This window comes from Rhodococcus sp. P4_F3_2, assembly GCF_056401335.1.
This window is the reverse complement of sequence record NZ_JBFUJN010000019.1, coordinates 104,219-121,062: the sequence shown is the minus strand read 5'-3', so window position 1 is coordinate 121,062 and position 16,844 is coordinate 104,219. Positions and strand designations below refer to the sequence as shown.

Sequence of the window (16,844 nt, the reverse complement as noted above, 5' to 3'; positions counted from 1 at the left end):
ATGAGCCCTCCCAAGTAGTCGAAGTAATTCCTCTGCACAGTCTTTCGGTGCGGGATCAACTACAGAAGAGGGCGGTTCGCCACGTTTTCGGGCGGGCTCGCCACGCACGGTCTATCCGGCGCCGCCGTTGCGGAATCGCTTTCGATAGTCGGCCGGGCTGATGCCGACGCGGTCGGTGAACAGGCGACGGAAGGTTCCAGGATCCTGATAGCCGATGTGCCCCAGGATCTTTCCGAGAGACCAGTCGGTCGATTCCAACAACCGTTTCGCTTTTCGGATCCGTGCACGCTGCAGATAACTGCGCGGCGATTCCCCGGTCTCGTCCTTGAACTTCCGAAGCATGGTTCGGGTGCTGAGGTGAAAAGCATCCGACAGCAGATCCAAGTCGTATGGCTCCGCCATCCGTTCGACCAACCAACTTCCGACGTCGTCGGCGAACTGTGTGTGATTGACGGGCAGCATCGAGTCGACGATGTACGGAGATTGACTGGTTCGATTTTCCGGCGCCAGAGTAATTCTTGCAGTCGTTCGCGCAATCTTGTCGCCGAGATGCTCGCGCACGAGTGCTGTTGCGAGGTCGAGCGCGGCAGTGAACGCCGCAGTGGTGGTGACGCCGTCGTCCTGGACGATCAACGAGTCGGTTCGAACCGTCGCACCGGGGTAACGACTCGCGAGGTCCGCACCGTACAGCCACGACGTCGTACATCGGCGTCCGTCGAGCAGTCCCGCTTCGCCCAGCAGATACGCGCCGACGCAGACCGACGACACCCGAACGCCGCGCGCCTCGCACGCACGGATCAACTCGATTTCTCTGTCCCACAGCGACAAACGCGTCGTAGGGTCTTCGGACGGCACGAGGTCGAACCCCGGCACAACCAGGTGATCGATGTCGTGATGCCCCTCCTGCACCCCGAGCGAAAATCCACCTGCCGCAACTACGGGCGTGCCCGACGCTGCGATGACCGATACCTCGAAGGGGTCGGCGGACGCTCCATCAGCGACCCGATTCGCGATCAGGAGAAGGTCGGTGAAAACGAAGATCTCGGCCGCCAGGCAACCTTCGTACGCAAGGACACCTACTCGCACGACGTCGGATCACAGTCCGAGAGTGAGTCCGACGGCCGTCAGCGTCACAGTGAGTTCGAGTGCGAATCCGAGAACGTCTCCGTTGAGTCCGCCGAATCTACGGACGCAGTGACGCACGCACAGCACACTTGTCATCAGCGCCGACGCGGTCACGAGAGGGCCGAGCCACCACCGGTCGGTGGCAAAGCCGGAAGCGGCGATCAGCGGAACCGACCACACGATTGCGGCCCACAGCGGTTGTGAATCGGCGACGAGCGCACCGAATCCGCTCGGGCTCGACGCGAGAACACCTCGGCGGCAGGCAAAAACGACGGCCACACGACCCGCAGCGACAGATACGAGAACGGCGATCCACTGCGTGGGGGAGTCGGCAACAGCGAGGACGCCGAAGGAGACCGATTGCAGCCCAAGGAAGATGAACAGTGCCGCGACCCCGAACGGTCCGGCACCGCCGCTGTGCATGACCTCGCGGGCGCGCTCCGGTGGACCGTAACAACCCAGTCCGTCGACGGAGTCTGCCAGTCCGTCCACGTGCATCCCGCGTGTTCCGAGAGCGAGCGCACCGACCGTCAGCAAGCCTGCGAGATAGGGATTCAGGCCGATACTGGTTGTGCCCCAGAGCAGAAACGTCGCGGCAATGCCGAGTGCGATCCCGGTGAGCGGAGCTGCCGCGATGGCGCGACGACCGGCAGTTCGGTCGATGTCGGAGGGCCCACGAACCGGAAGGACCGTCAGCCACGAGAAGGCCAGAGGCACTCCGGACAGCGGGCCCGCCATGCTCACTCCGCCGTATCGGTCTTGGTCAGGTCGATCGACTCGGGTTCGTCGGCAGGTGCGCTGCCCTGAGTGCTGACACCGGCTTCGGAGAATGTCGCCATCTTGCCCAGGATTCCCACTGCGCCCTGAAGAATCGGGAGCGCTGTGACTGCACCTGAACCTTCACCGAGACGCATGTCGAACTCGACGATCGGGTCGAGACCCATGCGTGTCAACGCGATGGTGTGCGCGGGTTCTGTGGAGCGGTGTCCGGCGACCCACCATTCACGTGCGCCGAAAGCCAGTTCGTCGGCAACCATGGCGGCTGCGGTGACCACTACGCCGTCGAGGATCACCGGCGTACGACGCGAAGCTGCCTGGGCCAGAAAGCCGGCCATCGCGGCGAGGTCGGCACCCGAAGACGTGCGCAGCAGCGCGACTGTGTCGCGAACGTGCGGACGGGCGCGACGGAGAGCGTCGCGAATCGCTGCGGTCTTGCGGATCCACCCGGCGTCGTCGATACCGGTACCTCGACCCACGACCGCGACGGGTTCACTGTCCGTCAGGGCTGCGATGAGTACGGTTGCGGGCGTCGTGTTGCCGATGCCCATGTCGCCGGCGATGAGAAGATCTGCGCCCCCGTCGATTTCCTCGTCCGCGATCGCTCGGCCGGCGGCGATGGCCTGAAGGGTTTCCTCGTTCGACATGGCGTCTTCGCGGTCGATGGACCCGGAAGACCTGCGCACCTTGTGGTTCGAGACGGACGGATCGGTATCGCCGTCCACTGCGATGTCGACGACGCGTACCGTGGCGCCGGCAACCTCGGCGAGGACGTTGACTGCCGCGCCGCCCCCGAGGAAGTTGGCGACCATCTGTGCGGTCACTTCCGGCGGATAGGCGGAGACGCCGTTGCGGGCGATTCCGTGATCACCCGCGAAGACGACGACGCGAGGCCGAGCGAAAGCGTGTGGGGGACAAACTCCTTGGCAGGCTGATGCCCAGCCGGCGAGAGCCTCCAGTCGGCCCAGCGAACCTGCCGGCTTGGTCAGATCACGCTGACGCGCATCGGCCTGCGCACGCACCTCGCGGTCGGGCGGGGTGACGGGTTCGAAGTCGGCGCTACTGACTGGCGCGACGTCAGGGTTGGCATCTGGATTCGCCCCTGAAATGGCCCCTGGATTGGCCTCGGTACTCACATCGTGCCTTCCGGTTGTGCAGCAGTATCTTTCAAGATGAGCGGTAACCCTGCAACCACTAGTACGACACGATCGCACACCGCGGCGATACGAGCGTTGAGAGTGCCGATCTCGTCGCGGAACAATCGTCCCGACCGTGTCTCGGGGATGACGGCCAAACCCACTTCGGGGCTGACCAGCACCAGGTGTCCGCGGTAGTTCTCGACACTGGCGACCAGGCTGTCCGCAGCGGGAGTGACGGTGCCGCGCGGAGCGTCCCACGCGCCTTGCCGATCGAGTTCAGTGGTCAGCCACGTTCCCAGATCGTCGACCAACGTCGCTGTGTGTGAATCGCTTTCGAGCTGCGCCGCGAGGTCCCCCGCAGCTGCGGTTTCGACAGTCGACCAATGAGAAGGCCGTCTGTTGCGGTGCTGGTCGATCCGGCTTTCCCAGTCTGCGTCGGTGACATCACGTCTGGCTGTCGCCAGGTACCGGATCGGTGCCGAACTTTCGGGTAAGTGGCCTGCACAAACCAAATCCTCGGCGTGCGCGGACTTACCAGACCGCGCGCCGCCGAGGACCAAAGTTCTATACGTATTCGTCACGCTCAGATTGCGTCGCCCGGCCCCACACGAGGCTTCGGTGCGCGCAGCTTACGGATCTGCGACGCGCGAACGAACGCGTACCAGCCGAGCTTGAATCCGCCGTCGGTGCTGTCGGGGAAGCGCTCGGCGACGCGGTTGTTGATCATGCGACCGAGCCAGATGCCTTCACCGACCATGAAGAGCATCATCACGAGCATTGCCAGCGTGACGATCTGCTGGAGCGCGGGCGTGACGAACATCGTCATGATGAGGATCAATGCGAGCGGCATGAACAGCCCGACGAGGTTGCGGCGAGCGTCGATGAAATCACGGACGTAGGCGCGAACCGGTCCCTTGTCGCGGGGGAGCAGGTACTTGTCCTCGCCGGCGAGCATGCGGGCGCGGCGGTCTGCCGACGATGCGCGACGCTCGGCGGCTTCGGCCTTGCGGTCCTCCTTGGAGCCGCGGGTCGCCTTACGGCGGGCGCGGGCTTCCTTCGCGGTCAGCGGGGCAGGGGCAACGGGGCCACGCCTCTTCGCCTCGGCGTCACGACGCTTGGGTGTGGGGCGGCCCTTGCCCACCTGCTCGATGGGCGCCTCTTCGGAGGCCGAGGATGCCTCAGTGCCCTCGACGTCACGTTTGTCGGAGTTGTCTGAGTCACCGCGGCGTAGCAATTTCACACCTCCAGGCTATTGGATAAGTGCACGGTCTGGGAAACCGACCTCGGTCTTTCTGAAAAACCCGATCGCCCGAGGCACTGAAACGCGCGAGATCGTGAAACATCGGGGTCATTCGGGACTCTTAGACTTCCGCTATGCGGGTAATAGTTGCTCCAGATTCGTTTGGTGAGACGTTGACGGCCGTCGAGGCGGCTGAGTCCATTTCTGCCGGTTGGCGACGTGGCCGACCCGAAGACGACGTCGTCACCGCGCCACAATCCGACGGTGGGCCGGGTTTCGTCGACGTCTTGGCCACGGCCGGGGGCGACCTCCGGACCGCACGGGTGCCCGGGCCACTGACCGCGGGGGTCGACGCCGCGTGGCTGTTGGATTCGGACACGGCGTACCTCGAGTCCGCCGAGGCTGTCGGGCTCGGTCTGCTCGGAGGTTCGCCGACACGGGACAGCGCACTCGCCGCGCACAGTCGCGGTGTCGGAGAACTGATCGCTGTCGCGCTCGAGGCAGGCGTGAAGACGATTGTCGTCGGACTCGGTGGGAGTTGCTGCACCGACGGGGGACGTGGACTGGTGGAGGCGCTGGGCGGCTTGGAGGCTGCAAGGGCGGCTACGGCGGGCATTGCGTTGGTCGCGGCGACCGACGTCGAACACGTACTTCTCGGCGAGCACGGTGCGGCCGCGGTGTTCGGCCCGCAAAAGGGCGCCGACGCCGATGCCGTCTCTGTCCTCGAAGCGAGAAACGCGAGATGGGCCGAACAGTTGGAGTCCGCCACCGGAAAACGAGTCTCGGATTTTCCGGGTGCCGGCGCCGCGGGTGGTATCGGTGCTGCGCTGTTCGCCCTCGGTGCACAGCGGCGATCGGGGGCCGACGTCGTTGCCGATCGCACCGGCCAGGCGGCGCTATTGGCTTCCGCTGACCTGGTGATCACGGGTGAAGGCAAGTTCGACCACCAATCTCTGCGCGGCAAACTCGTCACGACGCTTGCTTCGGCCGGGGCGGCGCACGGAGTTCCGACGCTCGTCTTTGCCGGTCAGGTGACGCTCGACGCGGCGGACTTTGCGTCCACCTCGATAGTCGCGACGAAATCGGTGACGGAGTTCGCCGGGTCGGTGGAACGTGCGATGGAGGAAGCGTCGGCGTGTCTCGAGGGACTCGCCGAACACACGGCACGGGAGTGGAACATCTGGCGCGGCGCCCGGAGCTGAGGATCCACAAGCGTCGACGCGCCGTTGCCGTGTCGGGAAGACCGGATAGGATGAAGACGAATCGCACCCGGTAAGGACTGGCGGGAATAAGTCGGCAGCGGCGTACCGTTGAAGCGTTCACGGGTTGGTACGAACATTAGGGAGAGCCCATGACTGTGCAGAACGAGACCGCCACCCACGGCGTCAAGATGACCGAGGCCGCATCCGCCAAGGCGAAGGCGCTCTTCGATCAGGAAGGTCGCGACGACCTCGCGCTGCGTATCGCAGTGCAGCCCGGCGGCTGTGCCGGACTGAAGTACCAGCTGTTCTTCGACGACCGCACGCTCGACGGTGACCTCACTGTCGACTTCAACGGCGTCAACCTGGTTGTCGACCGGATGAGCGCGCCGTACGTCGAAGGTGCGTCCATCGACTTCCTCGACACCATCGAGCAGCAGGGCTTCTCGATCGACAACCCCAATGCAACAGGCTCCTGCGCCTGCGGTGACTCGTTCAACTGAGTCTGTCGATCACAACTCAATTCACAAACAACTGACGCGGAACCGACATTCGGTTTCGCGTCAGTTGTCTGTGGTGACTCGCCTGCAGACGGTTCCGATCTCACGGCTCGGGCGCCGATACCGGCGCTACGGGCGGTAACGTGAACTTTTGCTCCACTTTCATTCTTGTACTCACTTCGCTGAAAGGCCACGATCCGTGACTATTGCGGTAACCGGTTCCATCGCCACCGACCACTTGATGCGCTTCCCCGGCCGCTTCGCCGATCAGCTCCTCGCCGATCAGCTCGCCCACGTTTCGCTGAGTTTCCTGGTGGACGATCTCGTGATTCGCCGCGGTGGTGTCGGCGGCAACATCGCTTACGCCATGGGCGTGCTCGGTGGGTCCCCGCTACTCGTCGGCGCAGTCGGTGCCGACTTCGCCGAGTACCGCACGTGGCTGGAGGACAACGGCGTCGACTGCAGCGCGGTCCGTATCTCGGACAAGGCACATACGGCGCGTTTCGTGTGCACCACCGACGAGGACATGGCGCAGATCGCGTCGTTCTACCCCGGTGCGATGAGCGAGGCCCGCGAGATCGAACTCGCGGCAGTGGCCAAGACTGCGGGCGCAGTCGAACTGGTGCTGATCGGCGCCAACGACCCCGAGGCCATGGTTCGCCATACCGACGAATGCCGTCTGCTCGGAATCCCGTTCGCAGCGGATCCGTCGCAGCAGCTTGCTCGCCTGTCCGGTGACGAGGCCAAGGCGCTCATCCACGGTGCGAAGTACTTGTTCACCAACGAGTACGAGTGGGGTCTGCTTCAGCAGAAGACTGGTCTGAGCGAGGAAGAGATCCGCGCGCAGGTCGGCATCCGTGTCACCACCCTCGGCTCCAAGGGTGTGGAAATTGTTGACGCCGAAGGTAATTGGGTGCGCGTCGACGTAGTGCCCGAGACCGGCAAGGTGGATCCGACGGGCGTTGGCGACGGTTTCCGCGCCGGGTTCCTGCTCGCACACGGCGCTGGCCTGAGCTTCGAGCGCGCCGCACAGCTGGGATCTTTGGTCGCTGTGCTGATCCTCGAGACCGTGGGAACGCAGGAGTGGGTGTTCAATCGCGACGAGGCCCTCAAGCGCCTTACCGACGCATACGGCAGTGCGGCTGCGGACGAGATCGCGACGATCCTGCCGAAGTAGGGCTCCGCCCCGTGAGTGGTTGAGGAGTCCGGAGACTCCCTGACCACTCACGGGGCCGAAGGCCTAGATGTTGACCGGGTACACCGGTTCCTGGATCTGCGGCACGATGCGCTTCTCCACGAAGATCCCGTGCCAGRCCATGAACGTCAGCACGGTCCACAGGCGTCGGCTGTGGTCGGACACGCCCTCGCGGTGATCGTTGAGCATCTTCACGACGGCCTGCTTGTCGAAGATGTGGTCGGTACCCGACTCCTCGATCTGCAGATGTGCCCAGTCGAAGAGTTCGGTGCCGCGCAGCCAATGGCGCAGGGGAACCGGGAATCCGAGCTTCGCACGGTGCAGAACATGGTGCGGCACAATGCCTTCCAAGGCCTGACGCAGTGCGTACTTGGTTGTGTCCTTCGTGATCTTCTGATCGAGCGGTACGCGTGACGCTACGTCGAAGACCTCGGGATCGAGGAACGGCACACGCAGTTCCAGCGAGTTGGCCATCGTCATCTTGTCGGCCTTGACGAGGATGTCGCCGCGCAGCCAGGTGAACAGGTCGAGATGCTGCATCCGGGCAACCGGATCCCAGTCCCGTGACTGCGCGTAGATCGGCGCGGTGACGTCCTGGTGAGTCCACTCGGGGCGGAAATCGCGAAGGACGGCGCGGAGTTGAGCGTCGTTGAAGCTACGAGCATTGCCGTAGTAGCGCTCCTCGAGGGTCAACGAGCCGCGATTGAGCAGACTCTTGCCGCGAGTACCGTCCGGGATGCGTTCGGACAACTTGCCCGCAGCCCGACGTAATCCCTTGGGGAGGTACTCGAAAGGCTTGAGCGACAACGGTTCACGGTAAATCGTGTAACCGCCGAACAGCTCGTCGGCACCCTCGCCGGACAGCACGACCTTGACGTGCTTGCGGGCTTCCTTGGCGATGAACCACAGCGGAATCAATGCCGGATCGGCTACCGGGTCGTCGAGGTACCAGACGATCTCGGGAATGGCAGCGGCGAACTCGGCGGGGGAGACCACCTTGACGACGTGCTTCGCGCCGATCGCCGCGGCAGATTCTGCAGCGACGTCGACCTCGGAATAGCCCTCACGTTCGAAACCGGTCGTGAAGGTGATCAGGTTGGGGTTGTGGCGCATCGCCAGTGCCGCGATCGCCGTGGAGTCGATACCGCCGGACAGGAACGAACCGACGGTGACGTCGGCGCGCATGTGTTTGGCGACCGAATCCTCGAGTGCCTCGGCGATTTCCTGGTAGCGCGCCTTCTCGGTGCCAGGTGCAAAAGGCTTGGCCGGGAACTTCGGCGTGAAGTACCGCGTGARCGTGGGTTCCTCGCCCGGACGGACCCGAGCGAAGCTGCCAGACTCCAGGCGTCGGATCTCCTTGTGCAGTGTTTCCGGCTCCGGGACGTACTGCAGAACGGTGTAGTGCTCGATGGCGCGCGGATCCAGCTCGGTACCGATGCCGATCAGATCGGTGAGTTCGAGCAGGCTCTTCTTCTCACTGCCGAACGCGGTGCCGCCGGCGCCGGTAGCAATGAACAGCGGCTTGATCCCGAACGGATCGCGCGCGATGAACAGCTCGCGTGTGTCGGTGTCCCAGATCGCGAACGCGAACATTCCGCGTAGGCGCCGGACCGCATCCTCACCCCAGTAGTGGAATGCAGCGACGATGGCCTCGGAGTCGCCCTCGGTGAAGAACTTGGCGTCGTGGTCCTTGACCAGTTCGGCGCGGATCTCCAGGTAGTTGTAGATCTCGCCGTTGAACGTGAGCGCATAACGCTCCGGGTTCTCCGGCGGGCCCCAACGCAGCGGCTGGTGGGAATGAGCGATGTCGATGATCGCCAGGCGGTTGAACCCGAAGACGAGGTGGTCGTCGTTCCACGTCCCGTGTTCGTCCGGCCCGCGGTGACGAAGGCAATGCATCGCCTGGTCGACCCGCGAGACGGCGTCCTCGCTGGTTCCGCCAGATGTCAGTAGCCCGAGCAGTCCACACACAGCGTCCGGTTCCTCGATTCAGAATTTTTGTAGAGAAGGCTCCCGGACACGAGTGTCGGGGAGAGGTCAACGAACTCTTGTCGAAAGTATGCCGCAGATCGACGTCCCTGCCGATCGCGGCGGAACGAATCGACGTGATGTGCGTCGCCGAAACGACCTGAGCCGTTCCTGAGCAGCACCTGAGAGAGCTGTGTGACGTCCGCCGCGACACGGGCGAGGACCCGAGGATGGATAGCGCCCGGCTTTGGTCTACGCTGCGTAGTAATTGGGCCTTCCCTCCGGGCATGCCCTAGTTGAATTTTGTGGCGATCAGGAAGGCGTGAACGTGGCGCAAGGTCGGATCCTTCGGCGAGCGGGGCTGGCAGTATCTCTGGGCATTGCTGCCTTGCTGCTGTCGGGTTGCTCCATCGACAACGAAGTGCTTCGTTTCGGGTGGCCTTCGGGCATCACCCCGGAGGCGACGCGCATGCGTGAGCTGTGGACGTGGTCGGTTGTAGCCGCCCTCGTCATGGGTGTGCTGGTGTGGGGGCTGGTCTTCTGGGCCGTCATCTTCCACCGCAAGAAGAAGGACTCGCCGGAATTCCCGCGTCAGACGGCATACAACGTGCCTCTCGAACTCGGTTACACGGCAGTTCCCTTCGTCATCATCGCGGTTCTCTTCTACTTCACCGTCATCGTCCAGAACCATGTTCTGGACAAGACGGACAACCCTGACGTCGTCGTAGACGTCACGGCATTCCAGTGGAACTGGAAGTTCGGCTACCGCTCCATCGAGTTCGGTGACGGCAGTGCCAAGTACAACGGCATCGACGTCGAAGCCGAAGAGGCTGCCAAGGCCGAGGGCTCCACTGTCAACGATCACGGCGAAGAAGTTCCCGGCCCGATCCACGGCAACAGCACCGAGGACCTGAGCTACCTGCACTACGACAAGATCGAGACTGTCGGCTCCAGCCAGGAGATCCCGATCCTCGTTCTGCCCACCGGCAAGCGGATCCAGTTCGAACTCGCTTCCTCGGACGTCATCCACGCTTTCTGGGTGCCTGAGTTCCTGTTCAAGCGCGACGTTCTCCCGAACCCCAAGGAGAACCACTCGGACAACATCTTCCAGATCAGTGAGATCGAGAAGGAAGGCGCGTTCGTCGGGCGTTGTGCAGAAATGTGTGGCACGTTCCACGCGATGATGAACTTCGAGGTTCGTGCGGTTTCGCCCGAGGACTTCGCCAAGTACATCGAACTGCGCAAGGGTGACGCGGAGGGCAAGGGTGGTCTGACGACCGCCGAGGCCCTGCAGGCAATCGGTCAGTCGCCGGTGGCTACGTCGACCACGCCGTTCAACACCGACCGCGAGTACCGTCAGGCAACCGTCGCCACTGCAGGCAACTGAGCCGGCCAGCCTCTTCACTGAACAAGGACAAGTGCTGATATGAAGATCGAAGCCAAGCTCTTCGAGATCCTGACGATGTTCTTCATTCTCGTCGCGATCATCTACGGAGTGTTCACCGCTCTGTCACGCACAGGTATCGAGTGGGCCGGACTGACGGCCATCRTCCTGTCTGCAGGTCTGACGCTCATCGTGGGTACCTACTTCCGCTTCGTTGCCCGTCGTCTGGACACCCGTCCCGAGGACTACGACGACGCAGAAATCTCGGATGGTGCAGGAGAACTGGGCTTCTTCAGCCCGGGTAGCTTCTGGCCGATCCTGCTTGCCGCCGCAGCTGCACTCGCGGCAGTGTCGCTGGCGTACTTCCAGCCGTGGCTCATCGCAGTCGCAGTTGTCTGTGTGCTCGCCGCAGCCGCAGGCCTGGTGTTCGAGTACTACACCGGACCTGAGAAGCACTAGTTTCACCCGCACTCGAACAGAGGCGCCGCACCCACCCGGGTACGGCGCCTCTGTTGTCGTATCTGCGAGTTGCGGTACGAGGGTGCCGATTACCCAACCGCTCTTTGTCAGTCGTGGAGCGAGTATTCGAGGTCGTAGCGGTGCAGACCGTCGACGATCTCGAGCTCGAGAGTGCCTGAGATCCCCTTCAGCTCGCCGGTTCCGGACCCCGGCACGATCTCGTACAGCAGCTTCTGCGTTCCGTTGATCATCTGACCGAACTGCTGCAGTGCGAACGATCCCACAGCTTCGTCGACCTGCCCGGTGACAAACTCCAAAGCGACGTAGCCCGCTTCACCGGTTGTCGGATCGCCGGCGGACAGCATGAGTCCGGTCGATGTGCCCTCGACGCCGCCGATGAACGTCTTGTCGAACTCGAAGCGCCCGACGCGTCCGGAGAGCTCAGGATCGGCGGGGCGGAGATCGATCTCGAAGGTGCCGCGTGCATGGGATGTCATGGTCCGAGTATCTCACCAGGCGGCAACGCCTCGAGGGGACTACCGAGAACGTGCAACACTCCGTAGATGATCCTCGAACATGCCGTCCTGCAGGTCGATCCGTCGCAGTCAGCGCGATTCGAGGCCGCGTTCGATGTGGCCCGAACCATCATCTCCGAGGTCCCCGGATTCATCAGGCTGCGACTCTCGCACTGCCTGGAATCGCCGGAGCGATATCTCCTGCTCGTCGAGTGGGAAGACGTGGAGTCACACACCATCGGGTTCCGTCAGTCCACGGGATACGAGAAGTGGCGAGAACTTCTCCACCACTTCTACGAGCCGTTCCCGACGGTGGAGCACTATTCAACTGTGCTCGAGGTCTAGCAAGGCGTCGTGGGGCCGCACTGGTCAACTGTCGTCCTTAGTGGAGTTCTCCACTCGAACCATCGGACTTGCCGTTGGTTCGGTTCTGGTAGTCCAGAAGGATCTGAAGCTGCTCGTGCTCAGCTTCGTGATGAGCGGCTTCGAGAGCCTCGCTCTCCTCGACTGGGTCAGCGGTGATGAGGCTACCGCTACCGGGCTTGCCGGCGAGGCCGAGCTTGTTCATCTTCTTCGGGACAGCAGCACCCTGGTACTCGAGCGGGATCGGGTGTCCGTGCTCGTCGACGGGGCCGAGCGGCTGATGGATCTCGATGTACTGGCCGTTCGGCATCCGCTTGATGATGCCGGTCTCGATGCCGTGTTCGAGGACTGCACGGTCACTGCGCTGCAGGCCGATGCAGAACCGGTACGTCACGAAGTACGCGATGGGCGGAAGGATGACCATGCCGATACGGCCGATCCACGTCATTGCGTTCAGCGAGATGTGCAGGTGGTACGCGATGATGTCGTTGATGCAGGAGATCGTGAGCACCAGGTAGAACGCGATGGACATCGCACCGATAGCGGTACGGACCGGCACGTCGCGCGGGCGCTGCAGGATGTTGTGGTGAGCGTCGTCTCCGGTGAGACGCTTTTCGATCCACGGGTACGCGATCAACAGTGCGAAGACGAGGCCCATGATCAGGGCGACGGCGAACACAGCGGGGATCGTGTAGCGGCCGAACAGGTAGATCTCCCACGCCGGCCACAGTCGAGCAAGGCCGTCCGTCCACATCATGTAGATATCGGGCTGGGAACCTGCCGAGACCTGTGACGGGTTGTACGGACCGATGTTCCAGACGGGGTTGATCTGGAACAGACCACCGAGCAGTGCGAGCACGCCGAAGGTCATGGCGAAGAACGCGCCACCCTTCATTGCGAAGACCGGGAGGATGCGGACGCCGACGACGTTCTGTTCCGTACGGCCGGGGCCGGGGAACTGCGTGTGCTTCTGGTACCAGACCAACGCGAGGTGGCCGGCGATCAGAGCCAGGATGATGCCCGGGAACAGCAGCACGTGAGCGACGTAGAGACGCGGGATGATGAGGTCGCCGGGGAAGTCGCCGTCGAAGATCAGCCAGTGCATCCAGGTACCGACGATCGGGATACTCATCGTGATACCACCGAAGGCGGCGCGAAGGCCGGTGCCCGAGAGCAGGTCGTCGGGGATGGTGTAGCCGAAGAAGCCTTCGAACATCGCCAGGATGAGCAGCAGGCAGCCGATGACCCAGTTCGCTTCACGCGGACGACGGAATGCGCCGGTGAAGAAGATGCGAGCGAGGTGAACGATGATCGACGCCGCGAACATCAGTGCAGCCCAGTGGTGAATCTGGCGAACGAAGAGACCGCCGCGCACCTCGAAGGAGATGTTCAGGGTCGTCTCGTAGGCGCGAGACATCGTGACACCGCGAAGCGGCTGGTACGCGCCCTGGTAGACGACGTGTGCCATCGACGGATCGAAGAACAGTGTCAGGAACACACCGGAGATCAGCAGGATCACGAAGCTGTAGAGCGCGATCTCGCCGAGCATGAAGGACCAGTGCGTCGGGAAGACCTTGTTGATCTGCCGGCGCATGCCTGCGGCGAGGTGGTAGCGGGAGTCCATAGCCTCCGCTTGTCCAGCCGCTGCCGCGCTGATCTTGGACGGTTTGGTTGTTGTTGTGGTCACGGTCGACGCTCCCAAAATGCCGGGCCGAGTGCTTCGATGAAGTCACCGTCGGCGACCAGGAAGCCCTCTTCGTTCACTGTAATAGGCAACTGCGGAAGTGCGCGAGCAGCGGGACCGAAGATCGGCTTGCCGTAGGTCAGTGCGTCGAACTGCGACTGGTGGCAGGGGCACAGAATACGGTTGCTCTGCTGTTCGTAGAGCGAGGTGGGGCAACCCAGGTGGGTGCAGATCTTCGAGTACGCGAAGTAATCGCCGTAGTTGAAGCTCTCCTGGCCCTTGCGCTTGGTGACACGCGCGGTGTCTTCCGTGCGGAGGCGGATGAGCATCACCGAGTTACGAATGCCGCGCAGTGCTGCGAGCAGAGCGTGCTCGTCGCCACGGTCGGACTCGCGGAACGGGAAGACCGTTTCCATCGAACCGGCATCGAGATCTTCCGGGCGAACGAGGACGATGTCCTCGGGACGGCCGGTGTCACGACGCAGGTAGATGGTCTCGCCCGGGTAGTTCGGGGTCCAGCCGGACACCCACAGGGGTGAGTCGTCGCCCTTGGCCCACGGGTTCTTGATGAGTCCGCCGAGAGGCATGACCATCATGACGCCGAGTGCGCCACCGCCGAACATCAAGCTGCGCTTGATGGCCTTGCGGCGGGGGAGGGTGGACGTATCGAGGGTGTCGCCGAGCTCGGCGACGATCGTGCGACGATCGACCTCGGTGGATCCACCGTCGTGGCGGTCCTGGATCGAGACCTCTTCGGGGATGAACTTCTTGGTGAACTGAACGGCACCGATGCCGACGCCGAGGATCGCCAGACCCATGGTCAAGCCGATCAGCGGGGTGTACAGGCTGTACTTGCCGTAGTTCTCGTCACCGGCACCTGCATACTCCCAGGGCCAGAACAGGTAGATAGCGATGAACGCGATCGCCGAAACGCCGGCGAGGCCGAACCAGAAGGCGACGTTGCGCTCGGCGCGCTTTTCCGCCCTGGTGCCCTTTACCGACCAACGATCACGGCGGTAGACGACATCGACGCCATCGAGATTGGTACCCAGCTTGACCAGGTCGTCGCGTGACATCGCGTCGAGCTCTTCATCTGTGTACTTCTTAGGCGTATCGCCGCCATGCTGGCCAGCGTCGCTCATGACCTTGCTCCGATCCACAATGCTGCACCGACGACAGCGATGATTCCGACGGCCCACATGGCGAGACCCTCAGAGGCCGGACCGAGGCCACCGAGCCCGTACCCACCGGGGTCCTTCGACTCGCCCGACGACTTGACGTAGGCGATGATGTCCTTCTTCTCCTCGATCGTCAGCTGACGATCCGAGAACTTCGGCATGTTCTGGGGGCCGGTAACCATGGCAGCGTAGATCTGCTGCTCGCTGGCCGGATCCAGGACCGGGGCGTACTTGCCCGAGGACAGTGCGCCACCGCGGCCGGTGAAGTTGTGGCACGACGCGCAGTTGAGCCGGAAGAGCTCACTGCCGCGTCCGATGTCGCCACCGCGCAGCGAGGACTGGGCGATTTCGCCGTTCTCGTCGCGGATGAGCGTCGGGCCGCCGCCGTTGGCCTGGATGAAAGCGCCGAGGGCGTCGGTCTGCGCAGCATCGAACTTGGGGTCCTTGCGTGCAGCCTGGGCCTCGTTGCGAGCTGCGGGCATACGACCAGAGGAGACCTGGAAGTACACGGCTGCTTCGCCGACGCCGATGAGGCTGGGACCGCGGTCCTGCACGCCCTGCAAGTTCGCGCCGTGGCACGTGATGCATGACGTGTCGTAGAGCTGCTTGCCTTCACGAATCAGGGCTGCTGAATCGTCGCTGGCGGTCGCAACCTGCGGAGCTGGTGTCAACGCCGAAGCGAGGAAACCTGCGCTGATCAATCCCATCATCAATACGAGCGCGCCGGTAACGCGCCGGCGGATTTTCCGCTGGCGACGCGACTTCGCGGCATTCGCTGAGTTATCGGATGCGGGAGGGGGGGATGAACTCATCTGTATCCCTTTGGTATGTCGGGACGGAACTGGACGTCAGGGGCTGCCTGGGGCGTACAGCTGATTAACGGATGAAATAAATCGTGGCAAACAGCGCGATCCACACGATGTCGACAAAGTGCCAGTAGTACGAAACAACGATCGCGGCGGTGGCCTGGGCGGGCGTGAACTTGCTGACCCGGGTACGTGCGATCAAGAAGACGAAGGCGATGAGACCGCCGATGACGTGCAGACCGTGGAAGCCGGTGGTCATGTAGAACACCGAGCCGTACACGCTGCTCGAAATCGTGGTGCCCTCGTGCACAAGGTGGTAGTACTCGTAACCCTGGCCGGAGACGAAGAACGCCCCCATGATCRAGGTGATGGTGTACCAGCGACGAAGTCCGAAGACGTCGCCACGCTCAGCCGCGAAGACACCCATCTGGCAGGTGAACGAAGATGCGATAAGCACCAAGGTCACCGGCACGGCCAGATACAGGTTCAATTCGGTTGGCTCCGGCGGCCAATTTCCGTTCTCCTGAGCTCGTGCCACGAAGTACATGGCAAAGAGCCCTGCGAAGAACATGAGCTCACTTGACAACCACACGATGGTGCCAACGCTGACCATATTCGGCCGGTTCAGCGAGTGCACGCGTTGGGTGATTGCCGATCCTGAAGTCCCTACTGCGCTCGTCACAGACAGAAGTATGACGCTTCGTCGTAAGAGACGACCACTCGGGTCCACCATCGGCGCGTCGCTCGGCTCGAGTTCGCGGGATCGGGCGGCGAACGCGCTGGTGGCGTGGTCGGAATATGCTGGCGCGATGGCAGCTACACACAAGAGTAGACCGTGGTTCCTGAGAATTTTCGGCACGAAGATTCCGACGCCGCTCGACGCGGGGCGGTCGGATCTGGTCGTCGTTGCCGAGGGCTTCGACGACGCCGAGGCGAGTTCGACCGCTCTCGAACGTGCCGGCTCCACCGAGCCGGAGTTTCGGGCGGAGTCCGAAGTGGTTCTGCGGCACCATCTCGACCTGCCGGAGGACTCGGTTGCCGATGCCGAGAACATCGTCGCTCAGGACGGATATGTGCGAGGCGCGAGTCGGCCCGAGGACGTGACTCAGGCGGTCGAGAATTCGGTTCGCGTCATCTTCGAGCGTGTCCAAATCCTTGACGCCCTGCATTGCTCCCAGGAGCGATCACGAATGGCCGGTCTGGCGCAGCGACTCGGTGGTTCCGTCGCCGGGTGGGACGCGCTCCAGCCCCCGATTCTTGCGGAGGCGACGCCCAAACGCGGTCGCCGAAAGACCTGAGCGGCCCTATTCGG

At 63.1% G+C, this 16,844-nt stretch carries 18 protein-coding genes; 7 read left to right on the top strand and 11 right to left on the bottom strand.

The window, feature by feature from the left end; translation table 11 throughout:
- Positions 1-111: 111 nt before the first annotated feature.
- From AC1DWA_RS20475 to AC1DWA_RS20455, 5 genes are read right to left on the bottom strand one after another with little or no spacing between them, the layout of a single operon-like run.
- On the bottom strand, positions 112-1,086 hold the full coding sequence (locus AC1DWA_RS20475; RefSeq protein ID WP_269577804.1) for a GlxA family transcriptional regulator: 975 nt from the start codon (positions 1,084-1,086) through the stop codon (positions 112-114).
- A 9-nt stretch (positions 1,087-1,095) separates the two neighbouring features.
- Positions 1,096-1,863, bottom strand: coding sequence for an adenosylcobinamide-GDP ribazoletransferase (locus tag AC1DWA_RS20470; protein ID WP_081098374.1), 768 nt, complete (start codon positions 1,861-1,863; stop codon positions 1,096-1,098).
- A gap of 2 nt (positions 1,864-1,865) precedes the next feature.
- Positions 1,866-3,011: a nicotinate-nucleotide--dimethylbenzimidazole phosphoribosyltransferase gene (gene cobT / locus AC1DWA_RS20465; RefSeq protein ID WP_477847089.1), complete on the bottom strand. Its 1,146-nt coding sequence runs from the start codon at positions 3,009-3,011 to the stop codon at positions 1,866-1,868.
- A 23-nt stretch (positions 3,012-3,034) separates the two neighbouring features.
- Positions 3,035-3,622: a bifunctional adenosylcobinamide kinase/adenosylcobinamide-phosphate guanylyltransferase gene (gene cobU, locus AC1DWA_RS20460; RefSeq protein ID WP_060938899.1), complete on the bottom strand. Its 588-nt coding sequence runs from the start codon at positions 3,620-3,622 to the stop codon at positions 3,035-3,037.
- 2 nt (positions 3,623-3,624) lie between these two features.
- Entirely contained in the window at positions 3,625-4,281 is a 657-nt protein-coding gene (locus AC1DWA_RS20455; RefSeq protein WP_007730051.1) for a DUF3043 domain-containing protein, read from the bottom strand.
- 134 nt (positions 4,282-4,415) lie between these two features.
- On the opposite strand from AC1DWA_RS20455, the gene AC1DWA_RS20450 reads away from it, so the two are divergent.
- The 3 genes from AC1DWA_RS20450 (at position 4,416) to AC1DWA_RS20440 (ending at position 7,157) form a co-directional block, all read left to right on the top strand.
- On the top strand, positions 4,416-5,483 hold the full coding sequence (locus tag AC1DWA_RS20450) for a glycerate kinase family protein (RefSeq protein WP_477846919.1): 1,068 nt from the start codon (positions 4,416-4,418) through the stop codon (positions 5,481-5,483).
- Between the two features lie 149 nt (positions 5,484-5,632).
- Positions 5,633-5,983, top strand: coding sequence for a HesB/IscA family protein (locus AC1DWA_RS20445; RefSeq protein ID WP_007730053.1), 351 nt, complete (start codon positions 5,633-5,635; stop codon positions 5,981-5,983).
- A gap of 196 nt (positions 5,984-6,179) precedes the next feature.
- Positions 6,180-7,157, top strand: coding sequence for a carbohydrate kinase family protein (locus tag AC1DWA_RS20440; protein ID WP_003941700.1), 978 nt, complete (start codon positions 6,180-6,182; stop codon positions 7,155-7,157).
- Positions 7,158-7,220: 63 nt separating this feature from the next.
- Here AC1DWA_RS20440 and asnB read toward each other — a convergent pair whose 3' ends face one another.
- The gene (gene asnB / locus AC1DWA_RS20435; RefSeq protein WP_477916959.1) at positions 7,221-9,146 is read right to left on the bottom strand and encodes an asparagine synthase (glutamine-hydrolyzing); all 1,926 of its coding nucleotides are present in this window, start codon (positions 9,144-9,146) and stop codon (positions 7,221-7,223) included.
- A gap of 319 nt (positions 9,147-9,465) precedes the next feature.
- Between asnB and ctaC the strand changes: the two genes are divergently transcribed.
- Complete coding sequence (gene ctaC, locus AC1DWA_RS20430; RefSeq protein ID WP_019748910.1) at positions 9,466-10,530, top strand: aa3-type cytochrome oxidase subunit II; 1,065 nt, start codon at positions 9,466-9,468, stop codon at positions 10,528-10,530.
- Between the two features lie 39 nt (positions 10,531-10,569).
- The gene (locus AC1DWA_RS20425) at positions 10,570-10,986 is read left to right on the top strand and encodes a cytochrome c oxidase subunit 4 (RefSeq protein WP_477916957.1); all 417 of its coding nucleotides are present in this window, start codon (positions 10,570-10,572) and stop codon (positions 10,984-10,986) included.
- 107 nt (positions 10,987-11,093) lie between these two features.
- Here AC1DWA_RS20425 and AC1DWA_RS20420 read toward each other — a convergent pair whose 3' ends face one another.
- Complete coding sequence (locus AC1DWA_RS20420) at positions 11,094-11,483, bottom strand: DUF3224 domain-containing protein (protein ID WP_020908106.1); 390 nt, start codon at positions 11,481-11,483, stop codon at positions 11,094-11,096.
- A gap of 66 nt (positions 11,484-11,549) precedes the next feature.
- Here AC1DWA_RS20420 and AC1DWA_RS20415 point away from each other — a divergent pair, with 66 nt between their 5' ends.
- Positions 11,550-11,846 carry an antibiotic biosynthesis monooxygenase family protein gene (locus tag AC1DWA_RS20415; protein ID WP_020908105.1) on the top strand — a complete coding sequence of 99 codons (297 nt, stop codon included), beginning with the start codon at positions 11,550-11,552 and terminating at the stop codon, positions 11,844-11,846.
- Between the two features lie 37 nt (positions 11,847-11,883).
- Here the strand turns inward: AC1DWA_RS20415 and qcrB are convergent, their stop codons facing one another.
- The 4 genes from qcrB to ctaE form a co-directional block, all read right to left on the bottom strand.
- A complete protein-coding gene (qcrB, locus tag AC1DWA_RS20410; protein WP_044480654.1) occupies positions 11,884-13,488 on the bottom strand; it encodes a cytochrome bc1 complex cytochrome b subunit in 1,605 nt (534 codons plus the stop codon).
- Positions 13,489-13,547: 59 nt separating this feature from the next.
- Positions 13,548-14,690 (bottom strand): cytochrome bc1 complex Rieske iron-sulfur subunit, encoded by a 1,143-nt coding sequence (gene qcrA, locus AC1DWA_RS20405; RefSeq protein WP_020908103.1) that lies wholly within the window; start codon positions 14,688-14,690, stop codon positions 13,548-13,550.
- Positions 14,687-15,538, bottom strand: a complete 852-nt coding sequence (qcrC, locus tag AC1DWA_RS20400) for a cytochrome bc1 complex diheme cytochrome c subunit (protein ID WP_020908102.1) — start codon at positions 15,536-15,538, stop codon at positions 14,687-14,689. The genes qcrA and qcrC overlap by 4 nt, the downstream gene beginning before the upstream one ends.
- A gap of 64 nt (positions 15,539-15,602) precedes the next feature.
- Positions 15,603-16,214, bottom strand: coding sequence for an aa3-type cytochrome oxidase subunit III (gene ctaE / locus AC1DWA_RS20395; protein WP_477916955.1), 612 nt, complete (start codon positions 16,212-16,214; stop codon positions 15,603-15,605).
- 127 nt (positions 16,215-16,341) lie between these two features.
- On the opposite strand from ctaE, the gene AC1DWA_RS20390 reads away from it, so the two are divergent.
- On the top strand, positions 16,342-16,830 hold the full coding sequence (locus AC1DWA_RS20390) for a hypothetical protein (RefSeq protein ID WP_037134446.1): 489 nt from the start codon (positions 16,342-16,344) through the stop codon (positions 16,828-16,830).
- The last annotated feature ends 14 nt before the right edge of the window (positions 16,831-16,844 follow it).

Bases quoted from the DNA above. Each gene is read 5' to 3' on its own strand.
- AC1DWA_RS20470 (WP_081098374.1), bottom strand. From the start codon at position 1,863: ATGGCGGGCCCGCTGTCCGGAGTGCCTCTGGCCTTCTCGTGGCTGACG.
- AC1DWA_RS20450 (WP_477846919.1), top strand. From the start codon at position 4,416: ATGCGGGTAATAGTTGCTCCAGATTCGTTTGGTGAGACGTTGACGGCC.
- AC1DWA_RS20445 (WP_007730053.1), top strand. From the start codon at position 5,633: ATGACTGTGCAGAACGAGACCGCCACCCACGGCGTCAAGATGACCGAG.
- AC1DWA_RS20420 (WP_020908106.1), bottom strand. From the start codon at position 11,483: ATGACATCCCATGCACGCGGCACCTTCGAGATCGATCTCCGCCCCGCC.
- AC1DWA_RS20415 (WP_020908105.1), top strand. From the start codon at position 11,550: ATGATCCTCGAACATGCCGTCCTGCAGGTCGATCCGTCGCAGTCAGCG.
- qcrB (WP_044480654.1), bottom strand. From the start codon at position 13,488: ATGGACTCCCGCTACCACCTCGCCGCAGGCATGCGCCGGCAGATCAAC.
- qcrA (WP_020908103.1), bottom strand. From the start codon at position 14,690: ATGAGCGACGCTGGCCAGCATGGCGGCGATACGCCTAAGAAGTACACA.
- qcrC (WP_020908102.1), bottom strand. From the start codon at position 15,538: ATGAGTTCATCCCCCCCTCCCGCATCCGATAACTCAGCGAATGCCGCG.
- AC1DWA_RS20390 (WP_037134446.1), top strand. From the start codon at position 16,342: ATGGCAGCTACACACAAGAGTAGACCGTGGTTCCTGAGAATTTTCGGC.